The 19,556-nt window shown below is 68.2% G+C and carries 18 protein-coding genes; 8 read left to right on the top strand and 10 right to left on the bottom strand.

The genetic code is table 11. The features are described 5' to 3' along the window. Window positions 1–192 precede the first annotated feature (192 nt). Complete coding sequence (locus tag C1Y63_RS12780; RefSeq protein WP_158256164.1) at window positions 193–801, top strand: hypothetical protein; 609 nt, start codon at window positions 193–195, stop codon at window positions 799–801. Beyond that, on the top strand, window positions 743–1,063 hold the full coding sequence (locus C1Y63_RS13335) for an HNH endonuclease signature motif containing protein (protein ID WP_369831049.1): 321 nt from the start codon (window positions 743–745) through the stop codon (window positions 1,061–1,063). The genes C1Y63_RS12780 and C1Y63_RS13335 overlap by 59 nt, the downstream gene beginning before the upstream one ends. Window positions 1,064–1,124: 61 nt before the next feature. Here the strand turns inward: C1Y63_RS13335 and C1Y63_RS11680 are convergent, their stop codons facing one another. Further along, entirely contained in the window at window positions 1,125–2,045 is a 921-nt protein-coding gene (locus C1Y63_RS11680; protein WP_106016629.1) for an ornithine cyclodeaminase family protein, read from the bottom strand. A gap of 3 nt (window positions 2,046–2,048) precedes the next feature. Continuing rightward, window positions 2,049–2,390 (bottom strand): zinc ribbon domain-containing protein YjdM, encoded by a 342-nt coding sequence (locus C1Y63_RS11675; RefSeq protein WP_106016631.1) that lies wholly within the window; start codon window positions 2,388–2,390, stop codon window positions 2,049–2,051. Window positions 2,391–2,475: 85 nt separating this feature from the next. Here C1Y63_RS11675 and C1Y63_RS11670 point away from each other — a divergent pair, with 85 nt between their 5' ends. Genes C1Y63_RS11670 through C1Y63_RS11660 form a run of 3 tightly spaced genes read left to right on the top strand, consistent with a single transcriptional unit; the run spans window position 2,476 to window position 4,813 of the window. Then, window positions 2,476–3,381: an SPFH domain-containing protein gene (locus C1Y63_RS11670; RefSeq protein ID WP_106016628.1), complete on the top strand. Its 906-nt coding sequence runs from the start codon at window positions 2,476–2,478 to the stop codon at window positions 3,379–3,381. Beyond that, a complete protein-coding gene (locus C1Y63_RS11665; protein WP_106016627.1) occupies window positions 3,381–3,575 on the top strand; it encodes a hypothetical protein in 195 nt (64 codons plus the stop codon). Before C1Y63_RS11670 ends, C1Y63_RS11665 begins: the two co-directional genes overlap by 1 nt. A gap of 11 nt (window positions 3,576–3,586) precedes the next feature. Then, on the top strand, window positions 3,587–4,813 hold the full coding sequence (locus C1Y63_RS11660; RefSeq protein ID WP_106016626.1) for a nitrate/nitrite transporter: 1,227 nt from the start codon (window positions 3,587–3,589) through the stop codon (window positions 4,811–4,813). Here C1Y63_RS11660 and C1Y63_RS11655 read toward each other — a convergent pair. The 7 genes from C1Y63_RS11655 to C1Y63_RS11625 all read right to left on the bottom strand — a co-directional run bounded on the left by C1Y63_RS11655 (window position 4,810) and on the right by C1Y63_RS11625 (window position 14,126). Next, window positions 4,810–5,487: a hypothetical protein gene (locus C1Y63_RS11655; protein ID WP_106016625.1), complete on the bottom strand. Its 678-nt coding sequence runs from the start codon at window positions 5,485–5,487 to the stop codon at window positions 4,810–4,812. The two genes, C1Y63_RS11660 and C1Y63_RS11655, sit on opposite strands and share 4 nt — an antisense overlap. 10 nt (window positions 5,488–5,497) lie before the next feature. Continuing rightward, window positions 5,498–5,806: a hypothetical protein gene (locus C1Y63_RS11650; RefSeq protein ID WP_106016624.1), complete on the bottom strand. Its 309-nt coding sequence runs from the start codon at window positions 5,804–5,806 to the stop codon at window positions 5,498–5,500. Window positions 5,807–6,228: 422 nt separating this feature from the next. Then, window positions 6,229–6,702 (bottom strand): hypothetical protein, encoded by a 474-nt coding sequence (locus C1Y63_RS11645; protein ID WP_106016623.1) that lies wholly within the window; start codon window positions 6,700–6,702, stop codon window positions 6,229–6,231. Window positions 6,703–6,777: 75 nt separating this feature from the next. Beyond that, entirely contained in the window at window positions 6,778–7,440 is a 663-nt protein-coding gene (locus tag C1Y63_RS11640) for a heme oxygenase (biliverdin-producing) (RefSeq protein ID WP_106016622.1), read from the bottom strand. 161 nt (window positions 7,441–7,601) lie between these two features. Continuing rightward, on the bottom strand, window positions 7,602–9,428 hold the full coding sequence (locus tag C1Y63_RS11635; RefSeq protein WP_146128954.1) for a hypothetical protein: 1,827 nt from the start codon (window positions 9,426–9,428) through the stop codon (window positions 7,602–7,604). 99 nt (window positions 9,429–9,527) lie between these two features. Next, window positions 9,528–12,731 carry a bifunctional [glutamine synthetase] adenylyltransferase/[glutamine synthetase]-adenylyl-L-tyrosine phosphorylase gene (locus C1Y63_RS11630; RefSeq protein WP_106016620.1) on the bottom strand — a complete coding sequence of 1,068 codons (3,204 nt, stop codon included), beginning with the start codon at window positions 12,729–12,731 and terminating at the stop codon, window positions 9,528–9,530. A 54-nt stretch (window positions 12,732–12,785) separates the two neighbouring features. After that, window positions 12,786–14,126: a glutamine synthetase family protein gene (locus tag C1Y63_RS11625; protein ID WP_106016619.1), complete on the bottom strand. Its 1,341-nt coding sequence runs from the start codon at window positions 14,124–14,126 to the stop codon at window positions 12,786–12,788. A 196-nt stretch (window positions 14,127–14,322) separates the two neighbouring features. Between C1Y63_RS11625 and C1Y63_RS11620 the strand changes: the two genes are divergently transcribed. Both C1Y63_RS11620 and C1Y63_RS11615 read left to right on the top strand, forming a co-directional pair. After that, window positions 14,323–15,390, top strand: a complete 1,068-nt coding sequence (locus C1Y63_RS11620; RefSeq protein WP_106016618.1) for a hypothetical protein — start codon at window positions 14,323–14,325, stop codon at window positions 15,388–15,390. 239 nt (window positions 15,391–15,629) lie between these two features. Further along, window positions 15,630–17,597: a CYTH and CHAD domain-containing protein gene (locus C1Y63_RS11615; RefSeq protein WP_199189115.1), complete on the top strand. Its 1,968-nt coding sequence runs from the start codon at window positions 15,630–15,632 to the stop codon at window positions 17,595–17,597. 59 nt (window positions 17,598–17,656) lie between these two features. Here the strand turns inward: C1Y63_RS11615 and C1Y63_RS11610 are convergent, their stop codons facing one another. Next, the gene (locus tag C1Y63_RS11610) at window positions 17,657–17,869 is read right to left on the bottom strand and encodes a hypothetical protein (RefSeq protein ID WP_106016617.1); all 213 of its coding nucleotides are present in this window, start codon (window positions 17,867–17,869) and stop codon (window positions 17,657–17,659) included. A 266-nt stretch (window positions 17,870–18,135) separates the two neighbouring features. On the opposite strand from C1Y63_RS11610, the gene C1Y63_RS11605 reads away from it, so the two are divergent. Beyond that, a complete protein-coding gene (locus C1Y63_RS11605; RefSeq protein WP_158256162.1) occupies window positions 18,136–19,404 on the top strand; it encodes a galactokinase family protein in 1,269 nt (422 codons plus the stop codon). Window positions 19,405–19,556 lie beyond the last annotated feature (152 nt).

Here is a 19,556-nt window from a genome sequence, read left to right as displayed (position 1 = left end):
TCTTCGGACGTCGGGCCGTTCGGTGCGGCAGCTGCAGTATCAGCAGCGCAACGGAGCTGAGGCTGAGAAGGGGGTGGGTGCCGTGGACGATTAGTGCGGCCGGCCGGGCAGTCGCGTGTCGTGATGGCGCGTGATCTGTGGGGTTAGTGCGTGCATTTTTGGTGGCGCTGAGCGTGCACAATTACATGGCGCTTGACAGCGCGATTGGAGCTTGCGCGCCTGGTGGCTGGTCGGCCGATCAAGGACGCCAAGCGCATGTTGAAGGAGCGGCAGGAGCCGGCAACGGATCGTGAGCCTGCGAAGCCGGGTGCGGAAAGCCTGCACTGGAGCAGCACCACAGACGCTGATGGTCTGTACACGTTGACGGCGAAGTGTGATCCGACGACGAAGGGTTTGCTTGATGGGTTTATCGCCCAGGGGGAGGCCGTGATGAAGGGTGCCCTGCGGCACACCAAGAAATCAAAGAAGAAGAAGGATGATGAGGGGCCGAACCCGGCGTGGCTGGCGATCGAGGGCCTAAAACGGGCCATCACTCTGGGTTCTGGGGCGCCTGCCCTGGTGGTCAGTGTCACCGCCCAGGAGTTGTTGGGCACGCAGGCGGAGTACCTGGCTAGCACTGGTGGCACGTTGAATGGCCACGAGGTGCAGGCTTTGATTGATGAGGCGGATTGGTGGTTGTGTATCCACGATCCGGTCACTTTCGTCCCCCATCGCACTGGGCCGCACCGAAAGGCTTGCAACGGTGGCGCAGCGGATCGCGTTGCACGCGGAGCAGGGTGTGTGCCAGGCGGAGGGGTGTAATCAGGGTAGTGCCCGGTGTCAGGTGCATCATTTGAAGGCCTGGCGGTACGGCGGCAAAACCGACGTCGACAATCTCGCGTTGTTGTGTGCCAGGCATCATGGGTTGAACCGGGACGCGGGGCCGAACCGCAGCCGGGGCCAGTTCCAGCGTGACGGTGACGGGAAAGTCAGATTGAAGTTCCGTGGCCGAGCCACGGCAGGAGAGTCGACGATGTCGCGGTTCGCGGCGGGTGAGACACTGCGGCACTTGCGGGGGCCGTAAGCGGTGGGGCGTGAGCAGCCCCCGGATCCAGGGTGGTCCGGGGGCTACTCGTCGTGCCGTTTTACAGGGCCTCGTAGACGGCTGCTGCTGCGGCGACGTCCTGCCAGCTCATACCCGTGCCCTTGAACACGTTGGGCCGGTCGGTAGCGCGCTGCACCTCGCCGTGTGCCAGCTGTCGGACGGTGACGATGCTGTCGGCGTCGAGGTGCCCCTCGGCGATGGCCTGGATGCAGTCGCCTGCTTCCGCAGCTGCGGTGTGGAGGGATTCCACGGCCACGAGGCTGCGGCCCATGAGCGGGCCGTCGAGTTCGCGGGCGTCCGGGGTGTGGGAGCCCATGGCGATGACGCAGGCGCCATCGGCGACGAGGCTGCCGTCGAAGAGCGGCTCAGAGGAGGCGGTGCAGCAGGCGATGAGTTCCGCGCCGGCAACATCCTCGGCCACGCCTGCGGCGGCGGGGATGCCCTGTGCCCGCAGATCGTCGACGAGGGCCTGCACCTTGTCGCTGCTGCGGCCCACGATGCGGATGTCTTCCGGGGCGCGCACCTCGTGCAGGGCGAGGGCGTGGGCGCGGGCCTGCACGCCGGTGCCGAAGATGACGGCGCGGCCGACAGTGGCTGGCGCGAGGAGGTCGGCCGCGACGGCCGACATGGCGGGCGTGCGGATCTCCGTGAGGCTGGCGCCCTCCAGCACCGCGGTCGGGGTGAGCGTCTCGCGGTCGAACAGCACGTAGGAGGCCTGGATGAGCGGCAACTCGTGGGAAGGGTTGCCGGGGGCGACGGTGGCGAGCTTGCAGCCCACCCAGTCGCCGAGGGCGCTGGGCATGGCCAGGAGCTGGCCGGTACCGACCTCAGTGGCGGTGCGCGCCGGATCGTCGGCGGGGTCGAAGTCACCGGCCAACGCCGCGTGCAGGGTGCGGCGCGCCCGGCTGGGGGTGAGGAGGCGGCGGATGGTGTCGGCGTCGATGAACGTCGGCTGGGGCATTGCTTAAATCTTCTTCACGATGGAGGACTTCAGCTGCATGGCGCCGAAGCCGTCGATCTTGCAGTCGATGTTGTGGTCGCCGCCTGCAGGGTTGAGGCGGATGTTGCGGACCTTCATGCCGGCCTTGAGGGGCTGCTGCGCGCCCTTGACTTTCATGGTTTTCACGATGCTGACGGTATCGCCGTCGGCGAGGACGTTGCCGACGGCGTCGACGATGGCGGCGGGCGCGTCAGCGGCGTCGGTGGGGTTGAATTCGTGGGCGCATTCGGGGCAGATGATCAGTGCGTCGAGGGCGTAGGTGTATTCGCTGCCGCATTCGGGGCAGGGCGGAATGGTGTTGCTCATGATGGTGTCCATCCTGTCACCGGTGCGGCCAAGGTCACTAGTTGGGAGGTATACCCGACAAGCAAAAATGTGATATCACCTTTTTATGAGCATCACACACACCCCCGTCGGCCACGACGGCACCAACGTCACCATCTCCGAGCGGCCCGCCCGCACCGCCGGCGCCGGCGCCGCCATCGCCATCCTGCTCGCGCCCCTGGTGGGCATCGCGCTCCTCGCCGTTGATCTGTTGCAGGGTCAGCTGCCGATTCTCGGCATCGTCGTCACCGCCTGCACCCTGCCGCTGCTGACGATGCTGCGCGTCACCCCGCCCGGCATGACGCTCGTCCTGCAGCTCTTCGGCAAGTACATCGGCACCTCCCGCCGCACCGGACTCACGGTCATCCCCTTCCTCGCGACGAGTGAGAAAGTCTCCGTGAAGGTCCGCAACTTCGAGACCAACGTCATCAAGGTCAACGACGCCGGCGGCAACCCCATCGACATTGCCGCCATTATCGTGTGGCAGGTCGCCGACACCGCCAAGGCATCCTTCGCAGTGGAGTCCGGCACCGAGTTCATCGAAGCCCAGGCCGAGTCCGCGCTGCGGCACATCGCCTCCCTGTACCCCTACACCCCCACCGCCGCCCAGCCCGTGTCCCTGTCCGGCTCGACGGATGTTGTCAGCCAGCAGCTCGCCGACGAGGTCGCCGAGCGGGTCGCGATCGCAGGCCTGGAGATCGTGGAAACCCGCATCAGCGCGTTGAGCTACGCCCCGGAGATCGCGCAGGCCATGCTGCAGCGCCAGCAGGCCGCCGCCATCGTCGACGCCCGCGAAACCATCGTCGAGGGCGCGGTGTCCATGGTGGAGTCCGCTCTCGCCGCCCTGGAGGAACGCGACATCGTCGACCTCGACCCGGAACGCCGGGCCGCGATGGTGTCCAACCTTCTGGTGGTGCTGTGCTCTGAGCAAAACACCACCCCGGTCGTCAACGCCGGCAGCCTCTACACCTAGTGCCCCGCAAGCAAATCCCCCTGCGGCTTGACGCCCAGGTCTATGAGGCGATCTCCCGCTGGGCGGCCGACGATCTGCGCAGCGTCAACGCCCAGATCGAGGTGCTGTTGCGGGAGCAGTTGCGGCAGGCGGGCCGGCTCCCGGAATCCGCCGGCGAGCTCCCCCGCCGGGGGCGGCCCCGCAAGCACTGCTAAAGTCAGCGTCTATGACCTCCACCACACCTGTGTCGCGGCGTGCTTTCGTTGTGTGGTTCGCCGGCACCATGATCTACATGATGGCGATCCTGGGGCGCACCTCCCTCGGGGTGGCCGGCGTGCAAGCGATGGAGCATTTCCACATTGACGCCTCCCGGCTCGCGGTGTTCACCTCCGTGCAGGTGGGCGTGTATGCGCTGGCGCAGATCCCGATGGGGGCGGCCATTGATCGTTTCCAGCCGCGGCTCATGCTGCTCGTCGGCGCGGTCATCATGGCCGCCGGGCAGTTGGTGTTGGGCTTGACGACGAGCTACGGGGTGGCGATTGCCGCCCGCGTGCTCGTCGGCGTGGGCGATGCGAGCGCCTTCCTGTCGGTGATGCGGCTGATTCCTGCCTGGTTTCCGCCCCGCCGGGCGCCCCTCATGAGCCAATTGTTGGCGTCCATCGGGTGGGGTGGGCAGTTCCTGTCCGCGGTGCCGTTCCTCGCCTACCTGGAGCACGCGGGCTGGCGCTCAGCGTTCCTGGCATTGGGGGTGCTCGGCATTGGGGTGGCGGTGGTGGCCGCCCTATTCATTCGCAACGCCCCCACAACCCAGGCGACCCGCACGAAACTGCAACTGGGGACTGTGGTGCGCCAGCCGGTGTGCTGGGAGGGGTTCTTCACCCATTGGGTGGGCCTGTTGCCGAACTTGGTGTTTACCCTGCTGTGGGGTGTGCCGCTGCTGACCTTGGGGGTGGGGTTGAGCCCCCAGGCGGCGGGCCGCATCCTGGTGGTGGGCGTGTGCATCACGATTGTCGTGTCGCCTGCGCATGGGATGCTCAGCGCCCGCCTCCGGCAGCGCCGCAGTCTCGTCACGGTCGCCCTCAATGCCTGCTACTTCGCCGCCCTGGGCGTGTTTTTCGCCAGCCCCACCCCGCGCGGCTGGCTGTTCGCGGCCGCGGTGACGTGCCTGGGTTTCGCGATCGTGCCGGCGTCGAACTTTGGCTTTGATTCCGTGCGGGAGCAGCTCGCCCACCGTTCGTTGGCGACGGGCACGGGCCTGGCGAACATGGGTGGTTTCGTTGCCGTGATGATCGCCGGCCAGCTCATGGGGCTGATCCTCGACGCGCTGGCCCCGGATGGCCACTACACGTGGGCGGTATTCCGGGTCGCGTGGCTGGCGGTGTTCGGCACGTGGGCCGCCGGCGTCATCGCACTGCTGGTGGTGCGGCGGCCCCGGGTGCAGTTCGTCGCTTAACGCCGCAGGCGCCACACCTGCTCCACGACGCCGAGGCGGCGGCGCCCGCCGCCCGGGAGGTGGGCGACGAGGTCCTCCCCCACCGGGCACTCCGGCAGCACCTCCCAACGGAGGGTGTCCTGCTCCACGTGGCGGCGGCCCTGCCGGTAGATCTCGAGCTGTCGACCCACCACCACGCGGGCCTCTGCGGTATCGACGACGAACATGCGGTCCCCGATCTCTGCACGCGCTAGTGCCGGCACGGCCGGGCAGTGCAGCTGCTCCCCCAGGGGGCGAATCTGGTCAATGATGCCGAAGCGGTGGCCGTCGTCGACCCGCAAGGGGCCCGACACGTGCTTGGCCACGAGCCGCTGGTACTCCCACACGCTTGGCCGCGCCCCACCTGCGGGGCGCACCACGATCGTGGTGGCGTCGACGGCACAATCGTGGGTGGTGGTGCGCAGCATCCACGCCCCCTGCGCCCTGCCCGCGGTCACGGGGATGGTGTCGACGTAGTCGGCGAGAAGTGCTTCCGCCGCGCGCATGACGTCCTCGTCGGCGGCCGCCGGGGTCATGCCGTGGCGCTCCAATTGGGCGAGAATGTCGACGAAGCGGGCGGAGGGCTGTGCCTCCCAGGCGCGCTCAACGAGGCGCAGCAAAGCTGGGATGCGGGTGGGGTCGCGGAAGTCGTGCACCCCACGCATTCTAGGGGGCGCCGATAATGGCGCGGGTGGTGCGCATGGCGCGCGCCCCATCCGAGTGGGCGGCGCAGTCACTGTCGATGAGGCCGAGGGAGGCGGCCTTGAGGACGGATTCTTGGTCGGCGGCGGACAATTGACCACTGTCGACCGCGTCGCGCAGGGCCTCGTCGAGGCGCAGCGGCGTGGGAATCGACACGGTGCTCACCGTGGCGGTGGTTTCTGTGGGGCGCAGCCAGGCGCCGACAGCCACGACCGCGCCGACGGCGCAGCAGGCAACGATGATGCGGGGGCACCACTGGCGGAGGGTGTCCATGGGGACTCCAATCTGTCGACTCCAGCGGGTACGCCCCCGGCCCATGATCCTGGGGAAGTGCCACGAGGCCGGGGCGTACCGCGAGACGACGGGGATGCCCCACACCGTGAGGCCCGCAGGGCGGGGGCGCCGCCACCGCACTGGGCGCGAACAACGGTAACCGGCGGGCGCTGCCACTGTCATGCCAGGCACGTGATGAAGCCCTGTCGCAATGAAACCTCATCGTCGTGCACCAGCAGCAGCGCCAGTCGGCGGGAGAACGTGATGTTGTCCGCGCACCGGGTGCGGCGACACATGCGGCGCCTGCCGCGATGCGTGCATCGGTGGGGGCGTGGTGGCCCCGTCGTGATGTTCACGCTAAAGCCCCAAACTGGCAAAACCCTTTCAGCACACGTAAAGGATGCCTGTGAATTCCCCCAGAGTTACTCCTCGCCCTCCCCGACGGGCTTCTCAAAGGGGTGGTTGTCGGGGGCTTGGGTGCTGCCCCCGTCGGCGAAGGGGTGCCTCCGGTCGTTGGTGTGACCGTAGCCGTTGTTGAAGCGTTCCTCGTCGGGGGTGCTAAACCAGCTCGAGCCGAAGGAATCCTCTGCACCAGGCCGCGTCTCGGCCGTTTTGGTGGGGTCGAGGCGGTCGACGACCTCACCGATGAGGTCGCGGATGCCGCGCTCCACGCGGCCCCGGGCGGCCGTGTCGACGAGGTTCTGCAGGCTGTCGCCAATGACGGAGGGGGCCGGCACGGTGTGCCCGGCGGGGGTGGTGTACGACAGGGTGGATTCCGCCGGGTTGTACTGCAGGGGCGCGTTGCCGCTGCCGTGGACGGTGGTGACCATGTCGACGAAGGCCGCCATTTCGGCGGCGGTGACGCCGTGGAGGCTCACACTGAAGGTGGTGGCCATGGGGTGCTCCTTGCTTTCGGAGGTGGGGCCGGGTACCCCACAGCCTAGTAGCCTGACCTGGGCACCGCAGGCGTTTTAGCGAATCTCTTCCCCGAGAGCGGTGAAAACCTGCAGGTTGAACAGGAATGCGTCACTGGCCTCCGCGAGCAGACGCTGGCGGTCGGCGTAGCTGAGCGGCAGGGCGTCGAGGTGGGCGCGGTAGTCGTCCTTATAGGGCTTGACCTTCGGGATGTCGGCGAAGCGGTAGAAGCTCACGGCCTCGTCGGCGACGCCGTAGTGGCGCTGCATCATCCGGCCGATGACCTGGCCGCCGGAGAGATCGCCGAGGTAGCGCACGTAGTGGTGGGCGACGAGGCGGGCCGCATCCCGGGTGGCGGCGATCTCCTCAAGGCGGGCGACGTAGGCGGCGGTCGCCGGCAGGGCGCGCACCCGCTGCCGCCAGGAGCCGTCGCCGTGGAGGTAGTCGAGGTCGGCCTCGAGGGCGGCGACGCGTTCCAGGCGGGGGTCGACAATGTCGGCGGCCAGCGGGTCGGAGGCGACGGCGCGGGCGGCGCGCTCGAGGGCGGTGTAGAACAGCCAGGACTGCTCCTGGAGGGCCACGAACGCGGCGACGTCGAGGCGGCCGCCGAGGAGGTCGTCCATGAAGGTGCTGTGTTCGGCGCGCTCGTGGGCGGCGGCGGTGGAGGTGCGCAGCGCCTGGGACAGCGGCTGGTAGGTGGTCTCTAGTGCGGCAGTCATGGGGGTCCTCTTTCAACTCAACTGACCCGCCTAGAGTATCTAAGGCTTGCCTAGCAAGGCATCCAACTTCCGGTTGGTTTTGAGGTACACCTCACAAGGATGCCGGGCTCCCGCATTTTGGTTGCCGCACCCCTCGACCGCCCGGCGGCAGCGGTGGCTCCTTAGGGGTAGTCGACCGGCGCGGGATCAGCGTGCCCCAACGCATAGGCGTTCGCCCGCTCCGCGAGCAGGTGCATGAGTTTAATCTCCGCCGGGTTGGTGGAGTCTTTGAGGAATCCGATGCCCTGCCCGTAGCGCATGCAGGCCCGTTCCCGCTGCCCGGAGACGAGGAACTCCACGAAGCCGAGCTGCTGCAGCGATTTCACGACCAACGCCCGCAGCGGCACGGTCTCGGCGGTGCGGGCTTCGGTGACGACGAAGGCGAAGCAGTCAATGGCTTCCTTGAAACAGCGAGCACCGGCGAGTTCGCCGCCGAGGTAGAACATCCACCGGCAGGCATCCGCCCGCGCAATGTCCGCCCCCGGCGCGTCCGAGGCGACCGCCGCCTTGGCGAAGCCCCACACCAGCCGCGACTGTTCCTGGAGTTCTTCGGTGAGTTCCAGCGCGTAGATCGGCTCCCGCAGGGCCTGCTCCGCCATGGGCAGCAGCTGATCGGAGCCTTTGATCTGGGTGGATTCCCAGGCGCGCAGCCGGGCAGTCCAGGCGTGGGTGATGGCGCGCCGCGCCGAGGTCGACTGCGCGAGCTCGGTGTCCTCGGCCATGGCGGCGCGAATCCGGTTGAACGCCGCCGCGGTGCCCTCGATGTCGCCCATGTCGGCGGAAATGTCGGCCACCTTCGCCAACACCCACAGGCAGCGCAGCGTGATCGCCATGTCCGTGCTGCGGGTATCGCTCACCGCCTGGATGAGCTGGTCGCGAGCCTGCGGCAGGTTGCCGAGCCCAATGTGGGCGTCCGCCAGGTGGTTGTGCAGCATGAGCATCGCGGCGGCGTGGGTGACGTCCTCACTGTGCCCGAGGCGCGCCGCGCTCGCGAGCGCGGCCTGCGCGTACACCCGCTTGTCGTCGCCGGCGGGCAGGTGGGAGAGGTAGTCGTTCATCGCGTCGGCTGCCTCCCGGAACACCGCGCCGTCGGCGCTGGCGTGGAAGGTATCCCACAGCGTGAGGCGGGTTTGGCCGGCGAGTTTCGCGAAACGCAGCCGCGCGGCCGCGTCCTGGGTGGTACGCGCCCAGTTTTCTGCGGCGTCCGCCCGGTGCCGCAGCGCCCGGGCGAGCATGAGCTCGGTTTCCGGGACGATGGCGGAGACGTGGGCGTCGATGAGGCGGTTGCAGGCCCGGATGATTTTGAAGCACCCGTCGGGGGTGGTGGGGTCCACGAGCGCGAGGGTGAAGTCGACCGCGCGGCCCTGCGCCCGGGCGAGCCACAGCCGGTTTTCCGGGGTGGTTTCCCCTGCGGCGAGCGCGATGAGTGCGCTGGTGTGGTCGAGTGCGGTCCGCACGTCGCCGACGGCGGCGCAGTCTTCGGCGAGCGCCAGCTTCGCCTCGTAGGCGACGGCCCGCGCCCGGTCGCCGGGGCTGAGTGAGGCGTGCTCCCACATGGCGGCGAGTTCGGCGTGCGCGTCATCGAGTTGGCCGACCTGGGCGAGCAGCTCCGCCCGCAGCAGCATCAGGTACGTCACCCGGGCGTAGAGGTCCGGGTACTCCCCCAGCGGCACGTCCTCGAAGCGGGTAAGCAGTTCCTCGGAGCGGTGCAGCACTTGCCGGCGCATCGCGTCGGTCGTCGCCATCGCGTCGAGTGCTTTCAGCTCCTGGAGCGCGGTCCACGCCAGCAGCTCCAGGGCCTCGGGGTCTTTGGTGTGCTGGTAGGCGTCAAAGACCGCGGTGCAGGTGTCGACGATGTCGTTGTAGGAGCCGCGCACCCGGTAGACGAGGATTTTTTGGCACACGTCGCTAAAGCGTGCCGGATAGGTATCCATTGCGATAGCGTTCACGAAAGCTTCTTTCCTCGTGTGCGGGGAGCTCGGTTGGTGGGTGTCCTCCACTTTTTCGTCCCCTTATTTCATCACACTTAAGCGCTGGGGGTGGGAGGGTTAGGGCTCGAAGGTGGTCTCGCCCCAGAAGACCTCGTCGATGACGCGGCGAGCGCGGCGGGTGACCTTGAGGTAATTTTCCAGAAATTCTTGGTATTCGTGCGGGTCCCAGCCGGCGGCACCGGCGACTTGCGCGAGTTGCGGCCCGGGCTGCGGCAACTGGTCGGTGCGTTTGCCGCGCACGAGGACGAGTGCGTTGCGGGCGTGGGTGGCGGTCAGCCAGGCGGTGCGCAGGGTGCGCACATCTGTGGCCGGGAGGATCTCTTCCGATTCGATGACGTCGAGGGCCGTCAGCGTGGACGGGGTGTGGAGCGCAGGCGTGGTGTGGGCGTGCTCCAGGGTGAGCAGTTGCACGGTCCACTCGATGTCGGTGAGCGCTCCGCGGCCGAGTTTCGTGTGGGTGTTGCGGTCGGCGCCGCGGGGCAGGCGTTCGGTGTCGACGCGGGCTTTCATCCGGCGGACTTCGCGCACGGTGGCGTCGTCGATGCCTTGGGGCGGGTAGCGCAAGGGGTCGATGGCGGCGATGAAGTCGGCTCCTGTGGCTTCGTCGCCGGCGATGACGGCGGCGCGGAGCAGCGCCTGGATTTCCCAGGTTTCTCCCCAGCGTTCGTAGTAGGTGGCGTAGGAGGCGACGGTGCGGACCACGGCGCCGCTGCGGCCTTCGGGGCGCAGACCCAGGTCGACGTCGAGCGGCGGGTCGATCGACGGTTTCGCCAGGCGGCGGCGCATCCGGTCGCAAATACCGATCGACCACGCCACCGCGTCGGAGTCCGACACGCCATCGGCCGGCGCGCAGACGAACATGACGTCCGCGTCGGAGCCGTAGCCGAGTTCTTTGCCGCCGAGGCGGCCCATGCCGATCACCGCGATGCGGGCGGGGGGCCCGGCCTCGGGGTCGTCGGTGGCGGCCCGCATTTCTGCGGCAAGTGCCGCATCGAGAACGGAGCACCACACGAGCGACAGGGAGTAGCAGACCTCTTCGACGCTCATCAGGCCGAGGACATCAGCCGCGGCGACGCGGGCGAGTTCCGCGCGCCGCAGGGAACGCGCCACTGTGATGGCTTTATCGGGGTCGGAGTAGCGGCCGGCGGCGGCGATGAGTGAGCGGCTGACGGTGTCAGGGTTGGTGGCCAGCAGCTTCGGGCCGTGCGCCCCATCGCCGAGGAGTTTCACCACATCGGGGGTGTGGAGGATGAGATCGGAGACGTACGGGGAGGTGCCCAGGATCTTCATGAGCCGCTGCCCGACGACACCTTCGTCGCGCAGGGTGCGCAGGAACCAGGACTTGTCTTCGCACGCCTCCGACAGGCGGCGGTAGTTGAGCAGGCCGGCATCCGGGTCGGCCGTGGTGCTCAGCCACTCCATGAGTGTTGGCAGCAGCATCGCCTGAATCTTCGCCTTGCGGCTCGCGCCGCTGGCTAGCGCGGTCAAGTGCTCGTAGGCGCGGTCCGGGAACTGGTACCCCAGGGCGCCGAGCTGGCGGCGGGCGGATTCGGGCGACAGGCGCAGCGTTTCCGTCGGCAGCGCCACCACCGAGTTGAGCAGCGGCCGGAAGAACAGCTTGCGGTGCAGGCCGGCGATCTTGTGGCCGATGCGCTTGTATTCGGTGTGGAGGACCTGGGCGCTCGTGCTGTTTTCCTGGGAACGGAAGCCCGCCCCGCGGGCCAGGATCCGCAGCGCCGCCTCGTCGTCCGCCGCCGGCATCGTGTGGGTGCGCTTCATGCGGTACACCTGCAGGCGGTGCTCAAGGAGGCGGAGGAACTCATAGGCCCCGATGAGGGCGGAGCCGTCCTCGCGGCCCACGTAGCCGCCCTCAATGAGGGCTTCCAGCGCGGCGACCGTGTCGCGGACGCGCAAGCTCTCATCGCTGCGGCCGTGGACCATCTGCAGCATCTGCACCGCGAACTCCACGTCGCGCAACCCACCCCGGCCGAGTTTCAGTTCCCGGTCTTGTAGTTCGGCGGGCACGTTCGCAATGACCCGGGTGCGCATCTTTTGCACGTCGTCGACGAAGCTCTCCCGCTGGGAGGCTTCCCACACCATCGGCCCTAGTGCCGCAAGGTAGGCATCACCGAGCGCCCGATCACCGGTCATGGGGCGCGCTTTGAGCAGCGCCTGGAATTCCCAAGTGTGCGCCCAGCGGGTGTAGTAGGCAACGTGGGAGTCGAGGGTGCGCACCAGTGCGCCGCGTTTCCCTTCCGGCCGCAGCGCCGCGTCCACCTCGAAGAAGCACACCGAGCCGATGCGGATGAACTCACCCGCCAGGCGGGTGGCTTTCGCGTGGGCGGGTTCGGCGACGAAGATGACGTCGACGTCGGAGATGTAGTTGAGTTCCTGGGCACCGCACTTGCCCATGGCGATAACGCTGAGCCGGGTGTCGACGGGGCTGTCGCCGTAGACATTGCGCACCCCCACTGCGAGCGCTGCGGTCAGTGCCGCGTCCGCGAGGTGGGTGAGTTGGGCGGCGACCTCCACGAAAGGCACGGTGTCGCCGCCCGCCCGGCGCGGCGATTCGAGGTAGGTGCCGGCGAGGTCGGCGGCCGCGATCTGGAGCAGCAGGCTGCGGTAGGTGGTTTTGAGGATTTTTTCGGCGTCTTTTCCGCCGATGCCGGCCACGTAGGTGCCGGCAGTGGACAGGTAGTCGTTGGCCCCGTCGCCGCTGGCGGGGTCGGCGGCGCTGACGGTGGCGGGAGTGGTGTCGGCGCTTTCACCGGCGTCGAGAACTGCGGCGGCCGCGCCGCCCGTGGCAACGGCGTCATCGGTGGGCACCAGGAGCTGGGCGGGGCGGGCGTCGACGGCCTGCAGCATGCGCTGCATCATTTCGGCGAAGGTGGGGGTGGCGTCGGCGAGGTTGGGCCACAGGTGGGGGTGGGCGACGAGGTGGTCGCCGAGCATGCGGCTGCCGCCGATGAGTGCCATAAGCCGCACCCGCAGCAGCGCATCGTGCCGCAGTCGGGCGTCGAGGGCGTCCCACCGGAGCTCCGGGTCGAGGGTGTCGGCCTGGTCGTGGAGGGCGGCCTGGAGGCGGATCATGGTGTTGAGCGCCAAGTCGGGGTCGGCCGCCCCGGAGAGGCTCCACAGGAGGTCCACGGCGTCTTCGCCCGTCCAGCCAAGGGTGGCGAAGTCGTCTCCGGCGGTGGGACTCGTCAGGCTGAGCGCGCCCGGGGTGGGCACGCGGTTACGGGTGGAACGGGGGGACGTCATGAGGGTGGTACCTCTTGCTTCCGACGGCGATGGGCTGACAACGAGTGCGGGACGCTAGTAGTCGAGGTTGCTGCGTAGCTCCCACTGGGTGATCTGCGACTGGTAGTCGTGCCACTCGCGCCACTTGTTGCGGAGGAAGAATTCGAAGACGTGCTCGCCGAGGGTGTCGGCGACGAGTTCGGAGCGTTCCATGCGGCGCAGTGCCTGATCGAGGGAGCTGGGCAGGTCTTGGTAGCCGAGCGCCCGGCGTTCCCGGCGGGTGAGCAGGCTGATGTCGTCCTCGGCGGGGGCGGGCAGTTCGTAGCCTTCCCGGATGCCCTTGAGGCCGGCGGCGAGCAGCACACTGTAGGCCAGGTAGGGGTTGCAGGCGGAGTCGAGGGAACGGACCTCGATGCGGCGGGAGCTGACCTTGCCAGGCCGGTAGGTCGGCACGCGGACCATCGCCGAGCGGTTGGACACTCCCCAGGTGGCAGCGGTGGGCGCTTCGTTGCCGAACATCAGGCGCTTGTAGCTGTTGGCCCACTGGTTGGTCACCGCGGAGATCTCCGGCGCGTGGGTGAGGATGCCGGCGATGAATTGCCGGGCGGTGGCCGACAGGTTGTATTCGTCATCCGGGTCGTGGAAGGCATTGATGTCGCCCTCGAACAGGGACATGTGGGAGTGCATCGCGGAGCCCGCGTGCTCCGTGAAGGGCTTCGGCATAAAGGTGGCGTACACGCCGTTTTTCATCGCGACCTCCTTGATGAGGTAGCGGAAGGTCATGATGTGGTCACTCATGGTGAGCACATCCGCGTAGCGCAGGTCGATTTCCTGCTGGCCGGGGGCCGTTTCGTGGTGGGAGAACTCCACGGAGATACCCATGGCTTCCAGGGCGGCGATCGCGTCACGGCGGAATTGCGGCGCATCGTCGTGCACTGCCTGGTCGAAGTAGCCGCCGTTGTCGGTCGGCACCGGGGGCCGGCCGTCGGTGTCGAGGGACTTGACGAGGAAGAACTCGATCTCGGGGTGGATGTAGCAGGTGAAGCCGTCGTCGGCGGCGGCGTGCACCTGCCGGCGGAGCACCTGCCGCGGGTCCGCCCAGGAGGGCTGCCCGTCGGGCATGGTGATGTCGCAGTACATGCGGGCGGAGTGCATGGAGGAGTCTGCGGCTTCCAGGGGCATGAGCTGGAAGGTGGAGGGGTCGGGCAGGGCGATCGTGTCCGATTCGCTCACGCGAGAGAAGCCTTCGATGGCGGAGCCGTCGAAGCCGATGCCTTCCTCGAAGGCGGACTCCAATTCGGCCGGGGCGACGGCCACCGACTTGAGGTATCCGAGGATGTCCGTGAACCAGAGGCGCACGAAGCGGATGTCGCGTTCTTCTACGGTGCGGAGCACGAACTCCTGTTGGCTGTTCATAGTGTTCAAGGGTAATGGCTCGGGCGAATCGGGCGGCTTGCGCCCCGCTGACGTTGGTTTTTCCGCGCAAGCGTTGCGCGATTCGGTCGCGTTGGTACACTGCACAGCATCACGCCGATTCGCACACTTTTTCGTCACGCGAGAAAGCGGGTTGGCGACGCCAATGAGCTAGCAACCTCGGGGAGGACCAATGACAATGCACTCGAACACGTACCCCATTCGTCCCGCGCAGCGCGGGCTGGCTGCGGGGGTGCGCCTGGGGGCATCGACCCACGCGCGCTTGCAGTCCGTGGAGCACGCACCCGTGGAGAATGCACTGCGCAGGCGTGGCCGGCAGCTGCACAGCATCATCTCTCCCCTGCTGCACGCCGGGTGCGTGCTCGCAGGGCTGGGGTGGCGGCGCTGCGACCTCGAGTTCCTCCTCGGAGAGCAGGCGGGTGGCGTGCTGGGTGCGCTGTGCGCCTGGCAGCTGCGGACGCAGTCGTCGGAGCACCCGTGGGGGTGGCAGGACGAGCCGGGAATTCCCCTGGAGGAGGCCGCCGCCCGCGCGGCCGCGCTGCCGCTGCGGATCTGGGCGCAGGCGGCCACGCAGGTGCTGCACGCCGGGGTTCTGCCTGACGCGGAACTCGTCGCCCACGGCGAGCAGTTCGGCACAGGGATCGACGCCCCTACCCCGCAAGAGCCTGTGGCCCTGCCAGCACCGTGGGGTGCAACACCTGTCACGCGGGCGAAAGCCCGCTGCGATGCCCGCGCCTCTGCCGCGTGGGTGTTCACACACGCTGCACAGTCCACCCCCGAGGTCACAGAGGAGTCCACGATGGTGGCTGCTCGGGTGCACCTGCCCCGGGGTGCCGTGCGACAGGAAACGCTGCTGTTGGCGCACTTAAGTAGGGCCGCTGGCACCGCCTCGGTGCTGCTGCACCCGGCGGGCATCGCGACCATCGTGGGCACCCCGGCACGCGTCGCCTCCACGCGTGCGGTGCACGCATCCGCGCGGCGGGTGCGTGACAGTTGGTTCGCCCACCACCGGGGAGCCACACCCAAGTACCGCGCCAGTTTCGACGTGGGCTTCGCCCAGGCTCTCAACCAGCGGGCCCAGGCTGTCCAGGGACCTGCGGACAGGGAAGCCCATCGTGCGGCGGCCCGGGCACTCGCCGCTGTCGTGCCATACACGCACGCACTCCCCGTGTTGGCTCGCGAGGCCAGCGCCGTTGTCGACGGCATCCTCGTTGCTGCGGGAGGACACTATGACCTGGCGGCATGACCACCGGCTGCGCACAGTCCGTCCCGTTCTGCGGGCGCGGGGACCACCACCAGTCGGGCGATGGGTCTGTCTGCGCGCGGACACACCGGATGTTTCTCGGTGCGCGGGGCTGCCGTGCCACGAGTCGATCGTGACGGGCCGTGGGATGCCGCGGCACCCCGCCGCACGGCTGTGCACGCGCTGACTCCTTCAGGGGAAACTCACCCCGTATGCAGCTGCCTTCATTAGACTCAGAAAGCATGAGCGCCACCGAATCCTCCACCGAAGCCCAGAACACCACCGCATCCGCCGCCGCCGAGGTCGCAGCGGGCAGCACCACTGCTAGCCCGCGCACGGAACAGGCCGTCGAAATCGAAGCCAAGTTCTCCGTCGGTACGGACGTTGAGGTGCCGCCGCTGGCCACCATTGATGGCATCGCGGCGGTCGCGTCGACGGCCACCCACGAGCTGTCCGCGGTGTACTTCGACACCCCGGACCTGCGGCTCACGCGCAACAAGATCACGCTGCGCCGCCGCACCGGCGGCAAGGATGACGGCTGGCATGTGAAACTGCCGAACACGGGGTCCGGCAGGCGTGAGATTCGCGCCCCCTTGGGTGACTACGAGTTCACTCCCCCAGCGGAGATCCTGGCTGTCATCCGCCCCTACATCCGCTTCTTCGAACTCGACCCGATTGCGCAGATCGACAACGAGCGACACGAGTACCTCTTGTCCGACAAGGACGGCGATGTGGTGGCCGAATTCGTCGACGATCACGTGACGGCCTACTCGCTGCTGCCGACGGGCGATATTTCCACGTGGCGGGAGTGGGAGTGCGAACTCGTCAACGGCGAGGACGGCCGCCCGCTAGCGTCGGAATCTCTGCTGCAGGCGGCGCGCGAGGTGCTCCTGGCGGCCGGTGCCGAGGTGGCGGACAGCCCCTCGAAGCTGCTGACTGCTTTGGGCGATTCCATCGACAGTGCTGAGCCTCTGGCCGGGCCCGCCGAATTGCCCGAGGGTTCCCCCGAGGCGCAGGTGCTCGCGGCGCTGCAGCGCAATCGCGACAAGATCATCGCCTGCGATCCCGCGGTGCGCGCCGACGAGGAGGATTCCGTCCATCAGATGCGGGTCGCGACCCGAGAGCTGCGCAGCCACATGTCGACGTTCCGCGGCATTCTCGCAGGGGATGCCTACGAGCACACCGCCCGGGAGCTCAAGCACCTGGCGCAGGTGCTCGGGTATGCCCGCGACGCCGAGGTCGTTGCCGCCCGCTGTGAGGCAGCTCTGGCCGCCGAGGACTCCCCCTTCGCCACAGGCGAGGCAGCGGAGAAGCTCCTCGAGGGCATCCGGGACATCTACCGCTCCGCGCACGCCGACATTGTGGCGCTGCTGGATTCGGAGCGCTACGCCGAGCTCCTCAACAGCCTCGATGCGATCCTCGCCGACCCGCCGCTGGTGGAGGAGGATCAAGGGAAGCACCGCGCGCCCGACGAGGCGGCCCACACGGCGGAAGATGTGTTGTTCCTCCACCTCACGCAGGCGATGCGGAAGGTGCGCGCCCTGCACGCCACCGCGATAAAGGAACTCACGGATACGAGCCTGCCGCTGCAGAAGCGGGAGGACAACGTCCATGCGGTGCGCAAGGCCGTGAAGAAGTTGCGGTACTCCGCCGAGGCTGCAGGTGCGGCCTCCGAGCTGAAAACCGGCAAACTGTACAAGGCCTGCAGCGCCGCCCAAGATGTGCTGGGCACGTTCCAGGACACGGTGACGGCGCGGGATACCTTGGCGGCCGTGGCCCGCCGCGCGAGCGTGCAGGGCGAGGACACGTTCCTCTACGGGATGCTGTACCAGCAGGAGCACGATCGCGGCGTCGCGGTACTTTCCCGCTACACCGAGGTCATGGACGATCTCTTCGCCGCCTACGCGAAGCTGGAGAAGAAGCGCGACAAGCTGGCCGCGAAGCGGGCAAAGGCCCTCCGCGCCGAGCTCAAAGCGCAGGCGAAAGCGGCCCGCAAGGCGGAGAAGGAGCGGCTGCGCGCCGAGAAGGAAGCCGCCCGCAAGGCGGCCCTGGAGGCCGCAGAGGCGGAAGCCCGGGCGAAGCGGGACGCCGCCGATGCCGCGCGCAAGGCCGCCGAAGCTGCCGCCGCGGAGGCCGCCGCATTGGAGTTGGCAGCCCAGCAGGCGGCGGAAGCCACCGCCGCGTTCGCCCGGGAGGACGACGAGGAGTAGTCCCGGCAGACACAACACCCGCCTGGTGCGCGCACCAGGCGGGTGTTGTGTTGGGAGGGTTACTTCTCCCAGGAGGGGGCTTCACCCCAGTTGTCGTCCTCAGCGTCGTAGGCCTCGGCGGCTTCCTCACGCTGCGCGGCGATCTGGAGGGCTTCCTTGGCTTCAGCCTCAGTGTCGTAGGGGCCCATACGGTGGTTGGAGTCGAACACCAGGCCCTTGGCCACCTCGCCGGTCTCGGTGTTGAAGTACCACTTGTCGTCTTCGTTAGCCATCGTGAATGCGTCTCCTTCGCGGAGGTAGGAAGTAAAAATCTGTGTGGTGCTGTCACACCCCACCAGCGCCTTCTGTGTCCACAGCGGTGATGCGGCGTGAGCAATGCGGGCTTCAGTATATCGCCCGGGCCATCATTCCGGGGGCCTGCAGGTATACCCCCGCTTCCCCGGGCTTCGTGAGCGGGTGCCCGATTCGATAGTCTTGGGGGAGTTTTTGTGCGCGCCGACCTGGGCGCACGTCCCACTGAAGTATGCCGAGGAGTTTCATGGTTGCCGCATCTGACGAGGGCTGTCGCGCCTCTACCTCCCCGGAGGAGGCGTATGCGCAGGTGCAAGCAGCCCACGCCGAGCATTTCGGCGCACAGCCGGTGATGTGGGCTTCGACGCCCGCCTCGTGGTTCGTCATTGGTGAGCACACTGACGCCGCCGGCGGCGTCGTGGTGTGCGGCTTGAGTGATGCGACGGCGACGGTGGCGGTGACTCCCCGCAGTGACCAGGCGGTGCGGGTGCACTACCTGGATTACTCCCACGGGGAGCCGGTCGTCACCGACGATCAGACGTCCCTGACCTCCGAGCAGACCTATGGGGTGGCGGCACCGAGTTTCGTGCAGTCGGCGGCCTCCGATGTGGCGCGCCGCCTGGCGGGTGTCATTCAGACGGCGATGGGCCGGCAGCTCATCGCCCGGGAGGTCCGCGGCGCGGACATCACGGTGCTGAGCACGATCACTGAGGGTGTGGGCCTCGGGGAGCGCGCCGCGGTGGAGTGCGCGACGCTGCTCGCGTTGTCGATGCACACCAAGGACCGGGATGAGGCCCCGATTCGGGCGCGCCTGGTGGAGGTGGCGGTGAATTCGGCGGCGGGCTACTCCCCCGAGCCGCCGCTGAAGGCCCGCTACACGGCGATCATGCGGGGCCGCCCGGGCACCCTGCAGGTCGTTGACTACCGCGATGGTTCCTTGACCCAGGCGCCGCATCTGGCGGATGCGGGGGTGCAGCCGGTGATTCTGGCGCTGCCGGAGGACGCCACCGGCGTGGATGTGACGGAGCTGCGGCAGCGGATTCACTTCGCGGCGGACGCGTCGAAGGCCTTCGGGGTGGAGTCGCTGCGGCACCTGCCCGATGCGGCGCCCCGGGTGACGGCCTGGTTGGCGGCGATGCATGGGGCGCAGCGGGCCGACGGGTTGCCGTCCGCACAGCAGGCGAGCGCCTGGATGGATTTCTTCGATGCGGAGACCACCCACGCCACCGAGTTCATTAACCTGGTGCGTTCCCGGAGGCAGGCCCGCGCCCTGGTGGCCCTGGAGCGGTCCCGTGACGCGCTGGCGAGCGCCCTGGGGGTCAATCCGGCGGCGGTGCAGCTGTCGGAGTTGGCGTGCGAGTGGGGCGCGCAGGCCGCCCGCCCGGCGTGCGCGGGGCTCACGGATGCGGTGGTGGCCTACCTGCCGGCCGCGGAGGTGGACGGGTTCCGCACGCGCGCGGGGGACGCGGGCCTGGTGACGGTGGAGTTGACGCAGGCGACCGCGATCGCGGGCTAGAGACACGCAACGCCCCGGTGCGTGTGGCTGGGTTAAACGACAGAAAGTGTGTCTGGAACCCCCGATTTTCACGGTATGACCAGCACGAACAACCCTGACATGCCCACCCAACATTCGAACACCACCCAAAACACCTAACCTCCACCACTCCA

It is taken from the genome of Corynebacterium sp. 13CS0277, from assembly GCF_002994655.1.
GTDB lineage: Bacteria > Actinomycetota > Actinomycetes > Mycobacteriales > Mycobacteriaceae > Corynebacterium.
Note: the sequence above shows the minus strand (reverse complement) of the source record. Positions and strands in the feature narration are given on the sequence as shown.

Excerpts from the sequence above, each read along its gene's own strand:
- C1Y63_RS11680 (WP_106016629.1), bottom strand. The coding sequence starts at position 2,045 with ATGCCCCAGCCGACGTTCATCGACGCCGACACCATCCGCCGCCTCCTC.
- C1Y63_RS11675 (WP_106016631.1), bottom strand. The coding sequence starts at position 2,390 with ATGAGCAACACCATTCCGCCCTGCCCCGAATGCGGCAGCGAATACACC.
- C1Y63_RS11670 (WP_106016628.1), top strand. The coding sequence starts at position 2,476 with ATGAGCATCACACACACCCCCGTCGGCCACGACGGCACCAACGTCACC.
- C1Y63_RS11660 (WP_106016626.1), top strand. The coding sequence starts at position 3,587 with ATGACCTCCACCACACCTGTGTCGCGGCGTGCTTTCGTTGTGTGGTTC.
- C1Y63_RS11650 (WP_106016624.1), bottom strand. The coding sequence starts at position 5,806 with ATGGACACCCTCCGCCAGTGGTGCCCCCGCATCATCGTTGCCTGCTGC.
- C1Y63_RS11645 (WP_106016623.1), bottom strand. The coding sequence starts at position 6,702 with ATGGCCACCACCTTCAGTGTGAGCCTCCACGGCGTCACCGCCGCCGAA.
- C1Y63_RS11640 (WP_106016622.1), bottom strand. The coding sequence starts at position 7,440 with ATGACTGCCGCACTAGAGACCACCTACCAGCCGCTGTCCCAGGCGCTG.
- C1Y63_RS11630 (WP_106016620.1), bottom strand. The coding sequence starts at position 12,731 with ATGACGTCCCCCCGTTCCACCCGTAACCGCGTGCCCACCCCGGGCGCG.
- C1Y63_RS11625 (WP_106016619.1), bottom strand. The coding sequence starts at position 14,126 with ATGAACAGCCAACAGGAGTTCGTGCTCCGCACCGTAGAAGAACGCGAC.
- C1Y63_RS11620 (WP_106016618.1), top strand. The coding sequence starts at position 14,323 with ATGCACTCGAACACGTACCCCATTCGTCCCGCGCAGCGCGGGCTGGCT.
- C1Y63_RS11615 (WP_199189115.1), top strand. The coding sequence starts at position 15,630 with ATGAGCGCCACCGAATCCTCCACCGAAGCCCAGAACACCACCGCATCC.
- C1Y63_RS11610 (WP_106016617.1), bottom strand. The coding sequence starts at position 17,869 with ATGGCTAACGAAGACGACAAGTGGTACTTCAACACCGAGACCGGCGAG.
- C1Y63_RS11605 (WP_158256162.1), top strand. The coding sequence starts at position 18,136 with ATGGTTGCCGCATCTGACGAGGGCTGTCGCGCCTCTACCTCCCCGGAG.